Source organism: Psychrobacter sp. L7 (assembly GCF_002810365.1).
In the GTDB taxonomy this organism is placed as follows: Bacteria; Pseudomonadota; Gammaproteobacteria; order Pseudomonadales; family Moraxellaceae; genus Psychrobacter; species Psychrobacter celer.
On the sequence record NZ_NEXR01000001.1, the window covers coordinates 203,248 to 223,739 of the forward strand.

The 20,492-nt window shown below is 44.2% G+C and carries 15 protein-coding genes; 14 read left to right on the forward strand and 1 reads right to left on the reverse strand.

Annotation, left to right across the window (positions count from 1 at the left end):
• Positions 1 to 475: 475 nt before the first annotated feature.
• The 11 genes from CAP50_RS00890 (at position 476) to CAP50_RS00940 (ending at position 15,534) form a co-directional block, all read left to right on the forward strand.
• Positions 476 to 3,358 carry a 2-oxoglutarate dehydrogenase E1 component gene (locus CAP50_RS00890; protein ID WP_100748692.1) on the forward strand — a complete coding sequence of 961 codons (2,883 nt, stop codon included), beginning with the start codon at positions 476 to 478 and terminating at the stop codon, positions 3,356 to 3,358.
• A gap of 163 nt (positions 3,359 to 3,521) precedes the next feature.
• Positions 3,522 to 4,769, forward strand: a complete 1,248-nt coding sequence (gene odhB, locus CAP50_RS00895; RefSeq protein WP_100748693.1) for a 2-oxoglutarate dehydrogenase complex dihydrolipoyllysine-residue succinyltransferase — start codon at positions 3,522 to 3,524, stop codon at positions 4,767 to 4,769.
• Between the two features lie 355 nt (positions 4,770 to 5,124).
• A complete protein-coding gene (lpdA, locus tag CAP50_RS00900) occupies positions 5,125 to 6,579 on the forward strand; it encodes a dihydrolipoyl dehydrogenase (RefSeq protein WP_100748694.1) in 1,455 nt (484 codons plus the stop codon).
• Between the two features lie 185 nt (positions 6,580 to 6,764).
• Positions 6,765 to 7,931, forward strand: a complete 1,167-nt coding sequence (gene sucC / locus CAP50_RS00905; RefSeq protein WP_075101408.1) for an ADP-forming succinate--CoA ligase subunit beta — start codon at positions 6,765 to 6,767, stop codon at positions 7,929 to 7,931.
• Between the two features lie 187 nt (positions 7,932 to 8,118).
• Positions 8,119 to 8,994, forward strand: coding sequence for a succinate--CoA ligase subunit alpha (gene sucD, locus CAP50_RS00910; RefSeq protein ID WP_100748695.1), 876 nt, complete (start codon positions 8,119 to 8,121; stop codon positions 8,992 to 8,994).
• 113 nt (positions 8,995 to 9,107) lie between these two features.
• Positions 9,108 to 10,226: a UDP-N-acetylglucosamine 2-epimerase gene (gene neuC / locus CAP50_RS00915; RefSeq protein WP_100748696.1), complete on the forward strand. Its 1,119-nt coding sequence runs from the start codon at positions 9,108 to 9,110 to the stop codon at positions 10,224 to 10,226.
• Between the two features lie 15 nt (positions 10,227 to 10,241).
• Positions 10,242 to 10,925: an acylneuraminate cytidylyltransferase family protein gene (locus CAP50_RS00920; protein ID WP_100748697.1), complete on the forward strand. Its 684-nt coding sequence runs from the start codon at positions 10,242 to 10,244 to the stop codon at positions 10,923 to 10,925.
• A complete protein-coding gene (locus tag CAP50_RS00925; RefSeq protein ID WP_100748698.1) occupies positions 10,922 to 11,962 on the forward strand; it encodes an N-acetylneuraminate synthase family protein in 1,041 nt (346 codons plus the stop codon). Before CAP50_RS00920 ends, CAP50_RS00925 begins: the two co-directional genes overlap by 4 nt.
• A gap of 5 nt (positions 11,963 to 11,967) precedes the next feature.
• Positions 11,968 to 13,071 carry a DUF6716 putative glycosyltransferase gene (locus CAP50_RS00930; protein ID WP_153045419.1) on the forward strand — a complete coding sequence of 368 codons (1,104 nt, stop codon included), beginning with the start codon at positions 11,968 to 11,970 and terminating at the stop codon, positions 13,069 to 13,071.
• A 4-nt stretch (positions 13,072 to 13,075) separates the two neighbouring features.
• On the forward strand, positions 13,076 to 13,924 hold the full coding sequence (locus CAP50_RS00935) for a hypothetical protein (protein WP_153045420.1): 849 nt from the start codon (positions 13,076 to 13,078) through the stop codon (positions 13,922 to 13,924).
• A gap of 323 nt (positions 13,925 to 14,247) precedes the next feature.
• Positions 14,248 to 15,534, forward strand: a complete 1,287-nt coding sequence (locus tag CAP50_RS00940) for an alpha-2,8-polysialyltransferase family protein (RefSeq protein WP_172953032.1) — start codon at positions 14,248 to 14,250, stop codon at positions 15,532 to 15,534.
• 73 nt (positions 15,535 to 15,607) lie between these two features.
• Here the strand turns inward: CAP50_RS00940 and CAP50_RS00945 are convergent, their stop codons facing one another.
• Positions 15,608 to 16,594 (reverse strand): capsular polysaccharide export protein, LipB/KpsS family, encoded by a 987-nt coding sequence (locus tag CAP50_RS00945; protein ID WP_172953033.1) that lies wholly within the window; start codon positions 16,592 to 16,594, stop codon positions 15,608 to 15,610.
• A gap of 215 nt (positions 16,595 to 16,809) precedes the next feature.
• Here CAP50_RS00945 and galE point away from each other — a divergent pair, with 215 nt between their 5' ends.
• From galE to pgi, 3 genes are all read left to right on the forward strand, one after another.
• Positions 16,810 to 17,853, forward strand: coding sequence for a UDP-glucose 4-epimerase GalE (gene galE, locus CAP50_RS00950; RefSeq protein WP_100748703.1), 1,044 nt, complete (start codon positions 16,810 to 16,812; stop codon positions 17,851 to 17,853).
• 73 nt (positions 17,854 to 17,926) lie between these two features.
• Entirely contained in the window at positions 17,927 to 18,811 is an 885-nt protein-coding gene (locus CAP50_RS00955) for a UTP--glucose-1-phosphate uridylyltransferase (protein WP_100748704.1), read from the forward strand.
• A 3-nt stretch (positions 18,812 to 18,814) separates the two neighbouring features.
• Entirely contained in the window at positions 18,815 to 20,488 is a 1,674-nt protein-coding gene (gene pgi / locus CAP50_RS00960) for a glucose-6-phosphate isomerase (protein WP_100748705.1), read from the forward strand.
• Positions 20,489 to 20,492: the final 4 nt, after the last annotated feature.

A 20,492-nucleotide genomic window follows, 5' to 3' on the forward strand; every position in this document is an offset into this window, starting at 1 on the left:
TCTATGCCCCTAGCCAGCTATATGTGTCAGATGGATATATACTATGAGCTTGCCATACACCAGCATGGATAACCCATGGTTAATACATGTTAGTTAATAGATTTGTTATGGCTTTTTGCATTATATATAAATTAATGTTGTGAAACGAGTTGGTTCAGAAAACTGAGCGTTCACAAATAGTTATATTTTTACCAACGGTATTGTAATAACTGCGATCAGCACTACTTAGCTATTGTCGACACCGTATGTTAGCGGCAATGCAAAAATAGACGAGAGACAGTCAGCGGTCAATTTGTTTGACTCTTGCTTGACGTAAGTTATGTCAGAGGTTATCCAGACTTTTGACAATCAATAAGCGCTTAGTCAATAAACGCTCAGCCGCTGATGTGACACAAGGTTTACATAGCAGATATACGACAGATTACACAATAATAAGCACGATTCCATTCATTTATCTATCAAATAGACGATTATTATGAATAGTATAACGAAAGACGCAGCAGAGCTAGGACATACTGAACTGGCCGCTGACAATACCAATTATATCGAAGCGCTCTACGAGCAATACCTAACAGATCCTGATAGTGTGGATGCGGATTGGCAAACGTATTTTAAACAGTACAAGTCGCCAAATGACGCCAAACACAATGCTATTAAGGATCAGTTTTTATTGCTGGCCCGCAATCAAACCGCCAATAAAGTCAACACCGACACCAGTAGCGCGCCTGCTGGCAGTGCCGACTGCGCGGACCCTAAACAAATGGGTGTGCAGCAGCTGATCTCAGCTTACCGCCGCCGTGGTCATCGCCGCGCCAAGCTAGATCCATTAGACTTGCATCCGCGTGCCGAAGTAGAAGATCTGACGCTTGCGTATCACAACCTATCAGAGGCCGATCTCGATACGGTATTTCCGACTAATGATTTAAACATCGGTAAAGACGAAGCGACACTCCGTGAGATCATCGAAATCATGGAGCGTGTGTACTGCCGTTATATCGGTGTTGAATACATGCACGTGACCACCAGCACCGAAAAACGCTGGATGGAAAAATACCTCGAGACCAATCTAGGCTATATCGAATTTGATAAAGAAAAACGCCTATCTATCTTAGAGCGTCTGACAGCGGCTGAAGGCCTAGAGAAATATCTGGCTCGTAAATATACCGGCGTCAAACGTTTCGGTCTAGAAGGCGGCGAGAGCTTTATCCCAGCCATCAATGAAATCATCCAACGTGCTGGCGGCTATGGCACCAAAGAGATGGTCATTGGGATGGCGCACCGTGGCCGTCTAAACCTATTGGTCAACATCTTAGGTAAAAACCCTGCCGATTTGTTTGATGAGTTCGATGGCAAAGTGCAGCCAGAAAAAGGCTCAGGCGACGTTAAGTATCATAACGGTTTTTCTTCTAACGTCATGACACCAGGCGGTGAGGCGCATTTGGCTCTAGCCTTCAACCCCTCGCACCTTGAAATCGTAGCGCCCGTCTTGCAAGGCTCGGTACGTGCACGTCAAGTTCGCCGTAACGATCAGCCGTTTATGGACAACAAAGACGGTAACTCAGTGCTGCCAATCGTCATCCACGGTGATGCTGCTTTTGCTGGTCAGGGTGTGGTTCAAGAAACCTTCCAGATGTCGCAGACGCGTGCTTATACCACGGGTGGTACAGTTCATATCGTGATCAACAACCAAGTCGGCTTTACGACCAGCCGTCAAGAAGACGCACGCTCAACCGAGTACTGTACTGATGTGGCCAAGATGGTGCATGCACCTATCTTACACGTCAACGGCGATGACCCTGAGTCTGTGGTGTTTGCCGCGCAGTTGGCACTAGACTACCGTCATGAGTTTGACAAAGACATCATCATTGATTTGTTCTGCTATCGCCGTAACGGCCACAACGAAGCCGACGAGCCATCAGCGACGCAGCCTTTGATGTATGCAGTTATCAAAAAACTGCCTACGACGCGTACTATCTACGCACAAAAGCTCATCGCCGATGGCGTCCTTAGCGCAGAAGAAGAAAAACAGTACGAAGATGATTACCGTGAGTCGCTAGACCGTGGTGACTATGTCGCTAATGCCTTGGTCAGCAAGCCAAACGAAGCGCTATTTGTCGATTGGAAGCCCTATCTAGGCCATGATTTGGTCGATGAATGGGATACCAGCGTCGATATCGAAAAATTAAAAGAGTATGGCCGCCGTATGGCGCAGATGCCAGAAGGCTACAAGCTACAGCGTCAAGTACAAAAAATGGTCGATCAGCGCTTAGCCATGCAAACAGGCGAAGAACCATTGAACTGGGGCGCTGCTGAAACCTTGGCCTATGCGTCATTGGTCGATCATGACAATGTCTTGGTTCGTATCACTGGTGAAGACGTCGGCCGTGGTACTTTCTCGCATCGCCATAGTGAGATCTACAACGTCAATGACGGCAGTATGTATGTGCCCTTATCGCATATCAGCGAAGACCAAGCACGTTTTGCCACTTATAACTCATTGTTGTCAGAAGAAGCGGTACTGGCCTTTGAATACGGCTATGCAACCACCGTACCAAACGCGCTAATCGTTTGGGAAGCGCAGTTTGGTGATTTCGTCAACGGCGCACAAGTGGTGATTGACCAGTTTATCTCAAGCGGCGAGACCAAATGGCAGCGCGTTTGTGGTCTGACCATGCTGTTGCCACATGGCTATGAAGGTCAAGGCCCTGAGCACTCATCAGCACGTCTTGAGCGTTTCTTGCAGCTATGTGCCGAAGACAACATGCAAGTGATTACCCCAACGACGCCTGCACAGATTTATCATGCCTTACGTCGTCAAGCGGTACGCCCGATTCGTAAGCCGCTTATCGTTATGTCACCGAAGAGCCTGCTGCGTCATAAGCTGGCTACCTCTCATTTAGAAGAGCTTGCCAACGGTAAGTTTGAGACGGTACTGCCAGAGATGGATGAGCACAATGCAGACAACATCACTCGTATGGTGCTCTGTGGTGGTAAGGTCTACTATGATCTACTTGAGCAGCGCCGTGCGCTTGGCCTTGATCATGTGGCCATCGTCCGTATTGAGCAGCTTTATCCATTGCCAGAAAAACGCTTGATTGCTGAGATCGAAAAATACAGCAACCTAAAAGAAATCGTTTGGACGCAAGAAGAGCCATTGAACCAAGGTGCTTGGTACTATCTAGCGCCGCATATGTTCCGTATCGTCGTACCACATCCAACCAAGGCAAAAGTCATGGAGCCAGTGGCACGTCCGCCGAGCGCCGCTCCTGCGACAGGCTCGCCAAAACTGCATGCTCAGCAGCAGCAAGCACTGATCGCAGGCGGTCTTGGTATCAGTGTCGATGAGCTGGCAAAGTAAGATAAGTGACAGACGTTACAAGTTATAGATTATAGAAGACACATGAAGCAGGCGATGACAGTCAGTACTGGCAATACCTATCAGTGACATTGTTGCACACAGTATTGACTGCCTATCACGACTTAATAACGCATATAAATATCCAAATCTAAGGAGTATATCGATGGCTGATATCAAAGCCCCCGTTTTTCCAGAATCGGTTGCCGATGGCACGATCGTCGAATGGCATGTCAGTGAAGGTCAGCAAGTAAACCGTGATGACCTATTGGCTGAAATCGAAACTGACAAAGTTGTTTTAGAAGTTGTGGCACCTGATGATGGTGTTGTGACCAAAATCGTCAAGCAAGTAGATGACACAGTACTATCTGACGAGCTAATCGCTGAGTTTGAAGCGGGCGCAAGCGGCAGCACAGACTCAAACGATGAGCCAGCAGTCAACCCAGACCAGCCAGCGGCACCAGTGCAAGCCAAGCAAGGTACAGATGGCGGTGAGCCAGTACAAGCCACTGACAAAAAAGACGAAGCCGACCATAAAGATCAAAGCCCAGCCGTTCGTAAAGCGGCCAAAGAGTCTGGCGTAGATCCGAAAAACGTCGAAGGCAGTGGCCGCGGTGGCCGTGTGACCAAGAGTGATATGGCAAACCCAACGCTAAAAGCCGACAGCTCTATCAAGTCAGATAGCGGTCGTCCTGTGGCAGAGTCAACTGGCGAGCGCACCGAAAAACGCGTCCCAATGACGCGCCTACGTAAGCGTGTCGCTGAGCGTCTACTGTCAGCTACCCAAGAAACCGCTATGTTGACGACCTTTAACGAAGTCAATATGAAGCCGTTGATGGACATGCGTACTAAGTACAAAGCCCAGTTCGAAAAACGTCATGGCGTACGTTTAGGCTTTATGTCGCTATTTGTCAAAGCGGCGACCGAAGCACTCAAACGCTTCCCCGCGGTAAACGCTTCACTAGACGGTGATGACATCGTCTATCATGGTTTTTATGACATCGGTGTGGCGGTATCATCAGATCGCGGCCTCGTCGTTCCAGTACTGCGTGATACTGACCGTATGGGTATGGCGGACATCGAAGCCAAAATCCGTGAATACGGTAGCAAGGCGCAAGAAGGCAAGCTTGGTCTAGACGAGATGACGGGTGGTACATTCACTATCTCAAACGGCGGCGTATTTGGCTCACTCATGTCAACGCCTATCTTGAACCCACCGCAAACTGCTATCTTAGGTATGCATGCGATCAACGAGCGCCCAATGGCAGTCGACGGTAAAGTTGAGATCTTGCCAATGATGTACCTAGCGCTGTCTTATGACCACCGTATGATCGATGGTAAAGAAGCGGTACAATTCTTAGTGACACTAAAAGAATTGGTCGAAGATCCTACTATGCTTCTTTTAGACCTGTAAGCTTCTAAGCTTGTATTGGCAATCGCTGATACAAGTTTTTTAACTTTGGTATCGGCCATTGTCATTTAAGCAAAATCACGCTTAGCAATAATCAAGCCGTTTATTTATGACGTTTAATGAAAACGCAGCCATATAGGGCGGCGTCTGACGGCTGGTCGTTAGTAAGCTTTATCGAGCTGTCTGTATTTGGGGCAGCCTATTGGCGACTACAGACGTCATCAAAACCAGACAGATGATTAGGCCTGTGGTTAAAGATGAGAACGGTCGTTATTGCAAAAAAGTGACACCATCGTGCCGATATACCTCACACAACATGAGCAAAATCTAAAATAATCTAAAAAAATAGGAACGTACTATGAAAGACAATTATGATTTGGTCGTCATCGGCGGCGGTCCTGGCGGTTATGAAGCAGCCATTCGCGCAGGTCAGCTTGGCATGAGCGTGGCCTGTATCGAAAAACGCGTGTATAAAGGTGAGCCTGCGCTTGGCGGTACTTGTCTAAACGTCGGTTGTATCCCATCAAAAGCCTTGCTGGATAGCTCGCATCGTTATGAAGCGACCAAGCATGACTTAGCTGAGCATGGCATCAGCACAGGTGATGTCTCTATCGATATCGAGCAGATGATCGCTCGTAAAGAAGGCATCGTCAAGCAGTTGACCGGCGGCGTGGCAGCATTGCTCAAGGGCAATGGCGTTGACTGGCTACAAGGCTGGGGTACGCTCATCGATGGTAAAGGTAGCGAGAAAAAAGTTAAATTTACCGCGCTAGAAGACGACAGCGAGACGACCATCACCGCAAAAAACGTCATTCTTGCGGCAGGCTCTGTGCCTATCGAGATTCCTGTGGCCAAAACTGATGGCGACCGTATCGTCGACTCGACTGGCGCCCTTGACTTTACTGAAGCTCCGAAGCGTCTTGGCGTGATCGGTGCGGGTGTGATCGGTCTGGAGCTAGGCTCTGTATGGCGCCGCTTGGGTAGTGAGGTTGTGGTATATGAAGCACTACCAAGCTTCTTAGCTGCTGCTGACAAAGACATCGCCAAAGAAGCCGGCAAACTGCTGAAAAAGCAAGGCCTTGATATCCGTGTCGATACCAAAGTCACCAACGCTGAAGTCAAAGGCGATCAAGTCGTTGTGACCAGCGAAGCCAAAGGCGAGTCGAGTGAGGAAAGCTTTGATAAGCTAATCGTCTGTGTCGGTCGCCGTGCCTACTCTGAAAAACTACTGGGCGAAGACAGCGGTATCACCTTGACCGAGCGCGGTCTAATCGATGTCGACGATCAGTGCAAAACCAATCTAGACGGCGTCTATGCCATCGGTGATTTGGTACGTGGTCCTATGCTTGCGCACAAAGCGATGGAAGAGGGTATGATGGCTGTCGAGCGTATCCATGGCGAAAAAGCTCAGGTCAACTACGATACCATCATCAACGTCATCTATACCCATCCAGAAATCGCATGGGTTGGCATGACTGAGCAAGAAGCCGAAGAAGCAGGTTATGAAGTCAAAACTGGCTCATTTAACCTAGCGGCCAACGGTCGTGCGCTCGCGCAAAGCGAAGGCCAAGGCTCTATCAAAGTCGTCGCCGATGCCAAAACAGATCGCTTGTTAGGTATGCATGCCATCTCTGCAGGCGCAGGTGATATCGTCCATCAAGGCATGATCGCGATGGAGTTTGTCTCTAGTATCGAAGACCTGCAGCTGATGACGTTTGCTCACCCAACGATCTCAGAAGCAGTACACGAAGCGGCGCTATCTGCAGATGGCCGCGCCATTCACGCTATCCAGCGTAAAAAGCGTAAAAAATAAGTCGTTCGCTACCGTTGCAAAACAAGCAAACAAATAAGCAAGTATCGATTTATGACTTGACTATTTAGGCGTCAATGATAGTGCTGCTATCGGCGCTGCTGCTATGGTCATAAGTGCGCCAGACTCTGGTCTACGCGCACTTATTTTCACTTTTTATTAATTGTAAAAAACAAGGGATACAATCAATGAATTTACATGAGTATCAAGCAAAAGAGCTATTAAAAAGCTACGGATTGCCTATTCAAGAAGGCATCATCGCCCACAATGGCGACGAAGCTGCTGCTGCTTTTGACAAAACCCCAACCGATATCGCCGTCATCAAAGCACAGGTACACGCTGGTGGCCGTGGTAAAGCGGGCGGTGTAAAGCTGGTTAAGACTCGTGAAGAAGCCAAACAAGTGGCAGAAGAGCTCATCGGTACCAACTTGGTCACCTTCCAGACTGATGCTGATGGCCAACCCGTCAACTTCGTCTTGGTTGCAGAAGATATGTATCCAGTACAGACTGAGCTATATCTTGGTGCTGTGGTCGACCGTGCTACTCGCCGTGTGACCTTTATGGCATCAACCGAAGGCGGCGTCGATATCGAAGAAGTCGCTAATGAGACACCAGAAAAAATCTTCAAAGTACATGTAGATCCGTTAGTGGGTCTTATGCCGTTCCAAGCGCGTGATGTGGCGTTTAAACTTGGCCTAGAAGGCAAGCAAATCAACCAGTTCGTAAAATTGATGACTGGCGCATACAAAGCCTTTGTCGAAAATGACTTTGCCCTAATGGAAATCAACCCATTAGCCGTACGCGAAAACGGCGAAATCGTTTGTGTCGATGGCAAAATCGGTATCGATTCAAACGCCCTATATCGCCTACCTAAGATCGCTGCGCTACAAGACAAAACGCAAGAAAACGAGCGTGAGCTAAAAGCGGCTGAGTTTGACCTAAACTACGTTGCTCTAGAAGGCAACATCGGCTGTATGGTCAACGGTGCTGGTCTTGCCATGGCGACCATGGACATCATCAAACTGTACGGCGGTAAGCCTGCTAACTTCCTAGACGTGGGCGGCGGTGCAACCAAAGATCGCGTTGTAGAAGCGTTCAAAATCATCCTAGAAGACAGCAGCGTAGAAGGCGTTCTTATCAACATCTTCGGCGGTATCGTACGCTGTGACATGATCGCAGAAGCCATTATCGCTGCGGTCAAAGAAGTTGACGTACAAGTACCTGTCGTCGTCCGTCTAGAAGGTAACAACGCTGAAAAAGGCGCGCAAATCCTAGAAGAGTCTGGTCTAAAACTGATCTCAGCTCAGGGCCTCGCAGACGCTGCACAAAAAATTGTCGAAGCTGTACAAGCTTAATACCGATTGCGCCAGCGCCTTAGAGTAGGGCGATAAAACCACACTCTAAGCATATAAGCGCTATCGCATAGTCGTCAAAGCGTGATGGCACTTGATAAGCTCAGATCGTCATTGTCAGATCATCATTGATAGTGGTCATCAGTCGTCAAGTCGCTGTCACAAGACAACCGAATACAAGGAAAAAATAATGAGTGTATTAATCGATAAAGATACCAAAGTATTGGTACAAGGTTTTACGGGTAAAAATGGTACGTTCCATTCAGAGCAAGCCATCGAATACGGCACCAAAGTCGTCGGCGGTGTCACGCCAGGTAAAGGCGGTCAAACGCACCTAGGCTTGCCAGTATTTAACACCATGAGCGAGGCGATGGAAGCGACTCAAGCTGACGCGTCTGTGATCTATGTGCCAGCACCATTTGTACTAGACTCAATCGTCGAAGCGATCGATGCTGGCGTGAAGCTGATCGTCGTGATCACTGAAGGCGTACCGACTATCGATATGCTAAAAGCTAAGCGCTATCTAGAAGAAGCGGGCGATGTGCGTCTAGTGGGTCCAAACTGCCCAGGCGTCATCACTCCAGGCCAGTGCAAAATCGGTATCATGCCAGGCCACATCCATCAGCCAGGTAAAGTCGGTATCATCTCACGCTCTGGTACCTTGACTTATGAAGCGGTCGCGCAGACCACAAAGCTTGGCTTTGGTCAGTCAACCTGTATCGGTATCGGTGGTGACCCTATCCCTGGTATGAACCAGATCGACGCGCTAAAACTGTTTGAAGAAGATCCACAAACCGAAGCGATTATCTTGATCGGTGAAATCGGTGGTACCGCTGAAGAAGAAGCCGCCGCTTATATCAAAGACCATGTGACGAAGCCTGTGGTCGGCTACATCGCTGGTGTCACTGCTCCAGAAGGCAAGCGTATGGGCCATGCTGGCGCGATCATCTCTGGTGGTCAAGGTACTGCAGAAGAGAAGTTTAGAGCCTTTGAAGATGCGGGTATCGCGTATACACGTGACCCATCGAAGCTAGGCGATAAGCTAAAAGAAGTTACTGGCTGGTAAGGTAGACGTCAGCATAAGTCTACAAAAAGCCACTAAAGCTGTGTTGAATTATCAAAAAGACATCTCTACAATGGGGTGTCTTTTTTTATTCTATTTTAAGTGAATTTTTAACAATGAAAAAAATCCTATTTGTGACAGGAACGAGAGCAGACTTTGGTAAGATTAAAAGCTTAATGGATAGAGTTGAAAGTATGGAAGGCTTTGAGCTTCATGTTTTAGTTACAGGCATGCATATGATGAAACTATATGGCTCGACATTCAAAGAAGTTAAAAAGCAAAATTATAAGAATAGCTATCTCATTTCAAATCAGCACACTGATGAGCCTATGTGCTCTATACTATCTAATACGATCAGCATTATCTCACGACTAGTAAATTCCATAGATCCTAATATGATAGTGGTACACGGAGATAGAATAGAAGCATTGGCTGGAGCTACGGTAGGAGCACTCAATCATATTCGTGTATGCCATATAGAAGGTGGTGAGCTGTCAGGTACTATTGACGACTCTATAAGGCATTCAATTACTAAACTTTCTCATATACATATGGTTGCTAACGATGAAGCCAAGCAGAGATTGATACAAATGGGAGAAAATAAGAAAGCGATATTTATAATAGGTTCTCCAGATTTAGATATTATGGAGTCAGATAGCTTACCCAGATTAGAAGACGCTAAAAATCATTATGATATTAGCTTTGATAATTATGGAATTGTGATGTTTCACCCTGTAACCAGCGAAGAGCAATATATTGAGGAATATACTCAAAACCTGTTTAAAGTTCTTTGTAAATCTAAAAAGAATTATGTGGTTATCTATCCTAACAATGACCCTGGGAGCTTGAAAATACTTGACGTTATTAAAAACTACGAAGATCATGCAAATTTTAGAGTATTTCCATCCATTAACTTTGAATCTTTCTTAGTGCTCTTAAAAAACTCTAACCTAATTATAGGAAACTCAAGTGCGGGTGTAAGGGAAGCTCCTTTTTACGGTTTACCAAGTATAAATATAGGTACTCGACAAAACTCACGATTTAGAGGACCTTCAGTGTTAGATTGTGGGTATTTAGAGGAAGAAATTGAGCAAGCTCTTACTCAATTAAGTAAGCTTAATGTTGAGAAATCTACATGGTTTGGTAAAGGCAATAGTACAGAGTTATTTGAATCTCATATCAGTAGCGAAAGAATGTGGAACATTCCTGTTCAAAAAGTTTTTGTAGACCTTTAATAGGAATAGCTATATATGACATACATAGCAGTTATACCGGCACGTGGTGGGTCGAAAGGCGTTAAAGATAAGAATCTTCAACTTGTAGATGGGGTTTCTTTATTAGCTAGAGCTATAAAATCTGCCAAAAACATACCAGAGATTAGTAGAGTTGTTGTGTCTACCGACTCAGAAAAAATTGCAAAAGAGGCTTTGCATTATGATGCAGAGGTTCATGCTAGACGCGAAATAACATCTTCTGATAGTGCTAGAACGGTAGAAGTCTTAAAAGATATATACTCTGATATGAGTCTGTCTGATGAAATCTGTATTCTTTTGCAGCCAACTAGCCCGTTAAGACAAGTTAGTGATATCGAAGCATGCATCACTGAATATGAAAGTGATGTTTCTATAAACTCTGTGGTCTCAGTGACTTTATGCGAGCACCATCCCTATAAAGTTGTTGTTGAGGATGATAATGGAGAAATGGCCGCTATTCGCCATATATCAGACTTAGAAGCACCAAGACAGAAACTACCAAAAGCATTACGTATCAATGGTGCCATATACGTTACTTCTTTTGAAAATATTATTAAAAGTGATTCGTTTTTCTGCCAGCCGACTAGGTTTGTCGAAATGGGTGAAGATGAATCAATAGATATTGATACTTATGCAGACTTAGCTAAAGCAAACTTAATTATTAAAGGTGAGTTATTATGAAACCGAGCTTCAAAATTGGAAATCGTGATATTGGATATGATTATGAACCACTAGTTATTGCAGAAATAGGCATTAATCATGAAGGTTCTTTAGACGTGGCTAAAGAGATGGTAGATGCAGCACATCGCGCTGGTGCAGAAATGGTTAAACATCAAACGCATGTAGTGGAAGATGAAATGTCTGAGGAGGCTAAATCTGTCATTCCTGGCAATGCTGATGTCTCTATTTATGAAATCATGGAGCGCTGTGCATTAAATGAAGAGGATGAAACTGCCCTCAAAGAGTATATTGAATCTAAAGGAATGATGTTTATTAGTACTCCTTTCTCTCGAGAAGCAGCTTATCGACTTGAACGTATGGGCGTGGAGGCTTACAAGATTGGGTCGGGCGAATGTAATAACTATCCACTTATTAAGCTTGTGGCATCTTTTGGTAAGCCAATAATTCTATCCACTGGTATGAATAGTATCGAAAGTATTCGTAAGTCTGTGGATATCTTAGAAGCTGCAAAAGTTCCTTATTCACTTTTACATTGTACTAACGTATATCCAACCCCATACGAGTTAGTACGTTTAGGTGCCTTAACTGAATTAGAAGAAGCATTCCCTAATGCTGTAATTGGTTTGTCTGATCACTGTGTAGATAATTATGCATGTTTGGGGGCTGTGGCATTGGGAGCTAGTGTATTAGAGCGGCACTTTACTGATAGCTATGATAGAGCTGGACCAGATATCAATTGTTCTATGGACCCTGATGGCATGGCTGAGCTTATCAAGGGCAGTAAAGCTATTGCAAAAGCCCGTGGTGGGTCTAAAGGGGCGGTTGCCGAAGAAAAAGTCACAAGTGACTTTGCATTTGCTTCTGTTGTTGCTTATAAAGATATCGAGAAAGGTGAAACTCTTACCGAAGATAATTTATGGGTACGTCGCCCTGGTACAGGAGACTTCTTAGTCGATCAATATGAGTTATTGATTGGTAAAACTGCTCAAAGTAAAATTACTAAAGGTGAGCAGTTAAAGAAAGATCAAGTAGGCTAATGAATGTGAAGATTGCCTTTTTGTTTAAAAAAGACTCTCACTTTAAAGCTGTCCATGCGACAGCTTTAAGACTATGCGCCCAGTATGATTGTCAATCAGTTTTTATAGGTATTGATACAGATTACTGTCCTATTAACCATAAAGAAATAGTTTATCTTCAAAGAGATAATCTGGATTGCTTGGTTGATTATGATTATGATTATGTGGTGGCTTGTTTGGGCGGTTATCTTTTAAATTTCGTTATTAGAAGGCTGGCTAATACTCAGACTAAAGTTATTTCAATATTCCCAGGTATTGTCAGTCACTATCAGCTCGATGCGTTTATTAGCAGGCTAAATGCTGATCAAGTGTGGCTGAACTCTCGAGCAGATTATGAGCTTTATAGTAAAATCTGCAAGGTATTAAGGATCAAGAATAATGGTCTATTATACGGAATGAGTTGGATTGAAAATCTTAATGTTCCCAGAAATAAACCTTCATGTGAGAGAGGATATAAACATGCTATCTTTTTTGAGCAAACTAATATTCCTAATGTCATCAATAATACAGACAGCTTTAGAAGGAAGTTGAACCTAATTTTTGCTAAAAATCGAAAAGTTTTCTTTCAATATAAAGTTAGAGATAATACTGAGCTTGATTTCTTTGTTAAGCTGAGACAGGATGTAGATAAACATGAGAATGTTCGGATAGTAAAAGAGCTTGATTATAAAGATGTTCAAGAGGCTGATCTATATTTAAGCATATCTTCATCTGCACTTATTGAGGGGTTGATTTATAATAAATCAGTAGCATTAATTAGCAGGTATTTAGCTGATGCTGAGTCTCGAGAGTTTTTCAAAGGTAGTGGTCTTTATTTAAAAGATATTCATCTATATCGTGAGATTAATGCAAACGATAAATGGCTACAATATAGAGTCAAGGAACCTGAGAAATTTGTAGTACTTAAAAGTATTGAAAAAAGGTATTTAGATAGACCTTACAATAGAAACCTTATGTACCATACCTTAATAGGTGTTATTTTTTTTATAAGACCTAATATTTCCATCCAAGCTATAACTAATAAAGAAAGGATATTTAAGTCGATCGATTATTTTAATTATGGGGTCTAAATTAATGAGTTGGAAAAATCGCGCAGATTATTTAAAAGGTATTAGAAGCTACAAAAATTTCTTTGTAGATCATAAGTTATTAGAAGATAGCTGTACTGATAAGTATTTGTTAAAACAAGCACTAAATTATAATGAGGGTTTTGAGAAGCTTGTAAATATAAGAAAAATGTTTAAAGTACAAGAAAATGGTAAAGATTTACCTGTAATAGTTATTTTCCAAGGCTTTGTTGAAAAATATGTAAAAAATGCATTAAATGATGACTTTGATCTCAAGAAATTAAATAATAGTGAGCTTGGCTTTTGCTTTGGTAGTTTTGCAAGGCAACACGATGATTTTAATTATATCTTTGTAAAAGACAATTTTCAGCTTTGGTACTTAATGGGATTTCCGCTGATATTAAATGCATTGTATGTGCATTTGCAAAAACTGAATGCTGAGAAGGTATATACTATAGGGTTTTCTGCAGGAGGATTTGCCTCAATATTATTTGGGCATTATTTACGGGCAGATTTGGCTTTTAGTTATTATCCTCAAACTTTAGCATTCAGTGCATTTACAAATAATTATAGAAACCTTATGAACTTTAAATTTAACTTATCTATGTTGTCTATCTCAGATTTAGCTTTAGTACAAAAAGTTTCTGGAGGCTTTGCATGTAAAACAATAGTTAGCTATTGTGAAGGATCAGCTGTAGATATTAATCAAATAGAAAGACTGAATTTAGAGGATGGAAATTTGATTATAAGAAAATATCCTTGTAATACACATAATTTATTTGGCCATTTAAATAGTTCAGACGAGTTTGATAAGATAAAGAGTACTATAGTTCAAGACTTACAAGGTATTAAATAAATATTGCTTATGGGCAAGCCTTTAAAGCATATTATATAACGACTAATAAGTTATTTATATAGAATTCATAAATCACAGCGATGCGTCATGACTGGTAGGTAATGTCAAAGCTTATAACGTACTTATGATAATCTCAGAAACATCAAAGTTGAAGACTTTCAAGCTTTAGGGGGAGGACAGATTGTCGATATTATTGACCAAATCTGGGCTCTATATAATGATCTTGAAATTGAGCTGAATAAAATATTGTAAATTATTAGTCAGTTAAATATTGATACGAACATCATGGTTTAAAGTTAAATAGCTATTTAGGGATGCTGTTAATGGTTGAGTTGTATAGAGATAATGCATATTTTATAGATTTCGTGAACAGTACGTTTGAGTTTGAAAATTTATTTGTAGTTTCAAATTTAGGACAATTGAACCATACAAGTAAATTAATAGCTAAAAACGAATTAAAGTCGGATTCTAACTGCTTACTCGTTTTATGTACCTCAGCGAATGTTTATGTTCCTCAAAATATTCACGATAGATTTGATAGTGAATTGTTTGATCATGTTTTCTTTTTAGAGATACCTAGAAACCCTAACAGAATTAGCCTTGATCTAAGCGTACGGTTCACTAAGATCTATAGTGAACTACTGAATAAGCTGGTATTTAAAAATTTATATGTCGGTAGTTTTCAGTATCACTATTCAATTTTGATCAGTCTTGCTAAGGATAAAGGTATAGTAATGGCTTTGGTTGAAGAGGGCTTAGGAACATACAGGTTGGGAGTGGAAGAGAGTTGCAATGTATCTCGAGATATCAGAACCATTAATATCAAAGCAATTGCAAGGGAAACAATAGGTGAAACTGAAGCATTTAAAAGGATGTATAAGAGGTTTAAGCTAACTAAGCAACTTGTGAAGAGCGTAGAGAAGTTTGTTGTAAAAATAGTTAAAGAGCCTCAAGTACAAGCAAACTTATTAAAGTTGCATCCTAGCAAACATGTTCAAGCAGTGCTACTACCTCATAAAGATTACGATAAGGCCTATACTAGTTTTCCAGAATTAACTTCTAAAATATTTAATGTAAGAGACAGTAACTTCTATTTCTCTCATGCTGACGAGAATGTAGAAGATGTCGATAATGCTCATAAAATAATTAGTAAATATAACATACAGTCGAATGACTATTTATATTTGAGCCAGAAGTTTCATATTAATAGAAAGCAATATGTTAAGATTATAAGCGATTTACTATTGAAATTTGACGAAAATGATGCGTCTACTATATTCATAAAGTTACATCCTAAACAAGAGCATGAAGAGGTTATGCAAGGCTTTATAAATCTAGAAAGAGAAAGTTATGGAAGAGTGAAAGTTATTCGCGAGTCTGATTTTCTAATCGAGGAGTTAGTTAGGCAGGTACGTTTTAAAGGAATAATTGGTATTACTTCATCTGCATTAGTGTATAGTCAAGTTTTAAGTCCAGATTCAAAAATATATTCTGTTGTGAATCATCTAACTAATCATTTAACTCAAGATTATAGAAACGTAAAAGGTATTAAGATGATGCAGGAGCATAAAGAGATTATTATGCAGTTTGATGGAATTGAGTTTGTGTAGTAAGTGAGTAGTCTTTAATCACTTTCTTTAAGTTTGCAATAACTGTCATATTCGTTTAACAGTTTAGTTTTGTCTATAATGATAGCTCTGAATACGTATGAAATACTAAATAGTATAACTTAATCTTTATTATGCTTATAATTTGTTGATTGTTTTCTATAAGTAGTTTCTCATAAAAAGGTCGCCCTAACACGGTGACCTTTTTTCCTCTGAGTAACGCCTCAAATCCACCCAGTGACGTAATCGTATAGACGTGATCGATGGTTTCCAATGCATCCACCAAATGAATAGACTGGGTAAGGATTAAGCATTTCAGATCAGTAAGGGTGCTAACGACAGAAGGGTCATCCAGTGTCATCGGATGTGGCTTCACGATGATTTGCGCATCAGGATTGTCTTCGATGGCCTGATTGACTACATCTAACAATGTGATATCTTCACCGCCACCGTATTTTAATGAGTCATCATGGGGTACTTGTCCTAGCACCAATATCCGCTTCTTAGTTTTCACCCCATAGATGGGTACGACATCGACATAAGGCTGATGATTGTATTTACTCACCCGATGCGAGACATAATAATCTAGCATTTCTTGCGCCCATTCCTCGTCATAGCTGTCTTGCTCAAAGTCAAAGTTTGCGATGAGATCCGTCAAGTCATTAGGCCTAGTAGTATCGAAGTAGGGCGCTTGGCTGTCCATCACGATAGAGAGTGGTGGAGTATTGCTATCATCATCAGGCCCTGAACGGATAAAACCATCCTCTAGAAAGAAAACATCCAGCCCGTGCTCACGGACATAGTCAATCAAATAATCAGGCGCTTTATAGCCCCAGATATAGACGACAGGATTGACCCGACTGATAAAGGGTCTGAGCCACTGTTCAAAATAGCGCTGAGTAAAGTGCCGCTGAATCTGGATATGAAAGGACTCAAACACCCAGTCTCTCACCATATCTCGCCACGGCCACATACCGACGACCAAGGCTAACCGTTGTTCAGGCTGTCGATAGTGTTTGTAGTAGCCTGAGAGTAGTGGCTGGATATAGGCTTCAAATTTCATAATATAATGGATAGCTTGAGTAGGTAGAAAGCAAACACCAGTATAACGTGCTTCAACCATAATGTGCTAAAGTCAGTTTTGATCTTTATGGCATTCATAGCTGGCGATAGCTGTATATAAGCTATTGATGTTGGTAATATTGATTGGTTACCAGTATAGTTGCATTTATAATCAAAAAAATGAAATAACACACAATAAAATTGTTGGTACTGTCTATGACAAACAAAATATTAGTAACTGGCGGCGCAGGCTATATCGGCTCTCATACTTGTATAGCCTTGCATCAGGCAGGCTATGAGATAGTTGTTTATGACAATCTATCTAACAGTAGCCGTGAAGCGATCAATCGTGTCTCTCATCTTATCGGTGCACCTATTGAGTTTGTTAAGGGTGACATCCGTGATGCCAAGGCATTGAGACAAGTATTCGATGCCCATCAATTCTTTGGTGTCATACATTTTGCAGGGTTAAAAGCCGTCGGTGAGTCCGTGGCCAAGCCCTTACTATATTATAATAACAACGTCAGTGGCACCATCACCTTACTCGAAGTCATGGCAGAGTATGATGTTAAAAACCTCGTGTTTTCCTCCTCTGCCACGGTTTATGGCGATCCTGAGACCCTGCCTATCGATGAGACTGCCCCGCGCTCCTGTACAAACCCTTACGGCCAAAGCAAGCTGACCGTCGAGCATATCCTAGAAGATCTAGCCGTCTCCGATACTAGCTGGAGTCTAATCGCTCTGAGATACTTCAATCCAGTGGGCGCGCATCCATCAGGGCAGATAGGCGAAGACCCAAACGACATTCCAAACAATCTCATGCCCTATATCTCGCAAGTCGCTGTCGGTAAGCTGGAGAAACTTAGCATATTTGGCAATGACTATCCGACCGTCGATGGCACGGGCGTGCGTGACTTTATCCATGTCACTGATTTGGCAGCAGGTCATGTCGCGGCATTGAATTATTTACAGCAGCAAGTCAATGTACAGCAAAGCTCAGTAGGGTTTTTGCCTATTAATTTAGGGACTGGCACAGGTACATCTGTGTTAGAGCTGGTCAATGCCTTTACCGACACCACAGGGCAGCGTGTGCCGTATCAGTTTGTCGCGCGCCGTGCCGGAGATATCGCCAGCTGCTATGCCAGTGCCGATAAAGCAAAGTCACTACTTGGCTGGCAAGCTAAGCTGTCTGTCGCTGAGATGTGTGCAGACACGTGGCGCTGGCAAAGTCAAAATCCGAATGGCTATGATAGCCACTGAACGCAATGTACTCAGTACGAGTAAAACCCTATCGTGCTTCTACTTTATAATAAATCGATTTGAATAAACCACTATGAAAAACATTACCCACGCCGTTATCCCCGTCGCAGGCTTTGGCACCCGTATGCTGCCACTGTCCAAATCCGTGCCCAAGGAGCTACTGCCACTGGGCAATCGCCCCGCCATTCATTACGTGGTCGAGGAAGCCATCGCTGCTGGTATCAAGCACATCGTCCTCGTCGGCCATGCACAAAAGAGCGCGATCGAAAACTACTTCGATATCAATGCCGAGCTAGATACGCAGCTGCGTCATAAAGGCAAAGACGAGCTGGCCGATAGCCTCAACTGGCTACCAGAGGACGTGACGGTGTCGATGATCCGTCAAGGCAAGGCATTGGGGTTGGGTCATGCGGTATTGGCCGCCCGTCCCATCATCGGCGAGCATGACTTTGCCGTGTTATTGCCTGATGTGGTGCTCGATCCATACACCACCGATATGAGCGTGGACAACTTAGCCTTTATGATCGATGCCTTTGCCAATGATGGTCATTCGCAGATATTGGTCGAGAGCGTGGCAGATGAGGACGTGCATAAATACGGCATCGCGCAATTGAGTCAAGCGTTTAGTGATGCGAGCGATATCGATGACAACACAAATAGCAATAGCAGTGTTAAGGTGGCAGGGTTCGTCGAAAAGCCCAGCTTAGCAGACGCGCCGTCCAATCTCGCCGTGGTCGGCCGCTATGTGTTTAGCAATCAAATCTTTGACTATCTGGCGCAGACTACTGCCTCGGTCGGTGGTGAGATTCAGCTGACCGATGCCATCGATGCGCTGATTAGTGAGTCGGGGGTCAATGTGACGACGATGCGCGGTGATAGCTATGATGCTGGCGATATGCGCTCATATATGCAGGCGTTTATCTACTTTGCCGAGCGGCAACTCGCGGATGATAAGTAACCCATGGACGATAGACAGCAAGATAGTGCTTATCGCAGCGCCCGTCACTCGGTATATTGGTCGCAGCTACAGAGTGTAGCGGCGCAGCGCTGGTCGGTGGCGGATTTGTTTGCGCAAGATGCCACGCGCGCCACGCGTTTTAGTACGCGGGCGGGGGCGCTATACATGGATTATAGCAAGCAGTGTATCGATACGTCGGTGTTATCTGGACTGTTAGGGCTTGCTGATAGCTGCGATCTATCGGCTCGTATCGAGGCGCTGCTACAAGGTGCGATGGTCAATACCAGCGAGCAGCGCGCGGCATTGCATACAGCGCTACGTCTGCCAGCGACCGCCGCGCTACAGGTCGGCGAGCAAGACGTGGTGGCCGATGTGCATCACAGTCTGGCGCAGGTGGCTCGCCTATCGGCGCGGGTACGCAACGGCACGTGGCGCGGGTTTTCGGGCAAGGCCATTACTGATGTGGTCAATATCGGCGTCGGCGGCTCAGATCTTGGGCCTTTGATGGCGACGACGGCGCTTGATGAATGGGCCGATACCGATATCGACGTGCACTTTGTCTCCAACATGGACGGCACCCAGCTGGACAACCTACTCAAGCACCTCAATCCTGAGACCACTTTATTTATTATCTCGTCCAAATCCTTTGGTACGGTAGACACTTTATCCAATGCCAAGACGGCCTTATCATGGCTGCTCGCTACCGCCAAACGCCATGCGGGTACAGAGGACAGTGTGCTGCGTCGGCATTTCATCGGTATCTCTGCCAATAGCGCAAAGATGCGCGCGTGGGGGATCCATCCTGAGCATCAGCTACAGCTATGGGAGTGGGTCGGCGGACGGTTTTCGATGTGGTCGGCGATCGGCCTGGCGCTGGCCATTCGGATTGGTATGGCGGGGTTTAAGGCGCTACTGGCAGGCGCGCACAGTATGGATGAGCACTTTGCTCAGGCTGATTTTGCAGAGAATTTACCGGTCTTATTGGGTTTGATTGCTGTTTGGAACAGTACTTTTTTACGCGTCAATGCCCACACGGTGCTGCCTTATGATGGGCGTTTGAGCTATCTGCCAAGCTACTTAACCCAGCTTGAGATGGAGAGTAATGGCAAGTCAGTCACCCAGCACGGCGCGCGTCTCGACTATGATACCTGCCCGATACTGTGGGGTGAGATCGGCTCCAATGCGCAGCATGCGTTTTATCAGCTGCTGCATCAAGGCACGCAGCAGGTGTCATGTGATTTTATCGCCTGCGTGCGCCGTTATCATGATAAGCAAAAAAACGCGCCGTTGCAGCAGCAGCATGAGCTGTCGCTCGCCAACTGTCTGGCTCAGAGCCGAGTGCTGGCCTTTGGGAATGCCGCCGTGGCGACAACTGGCAGTGGTGGCACGGCCGATAGCGCTGCTGATAAATACAAATACTACCGCGGTAACCAGCCGTCAACCACTATCTTACTCGATGAGCTGACCCCGCATAGTCTAGGCGCGCTGATTGCGCTGTATGAGCACAAGGTCTATGTCATGGCTAGCATCTGGGATATCAACCCCTTTGACCAATGGGGGGTTGAGATGGGTAAGCAGATGGCGGAGTCCGTATATCATGCCATGCAAGATGAGCGTGAAGGGCAGTTTGATAGCTCCACCGATCAGCTGCTACGCCACATCAATCAGTTGTCTTAAAGCC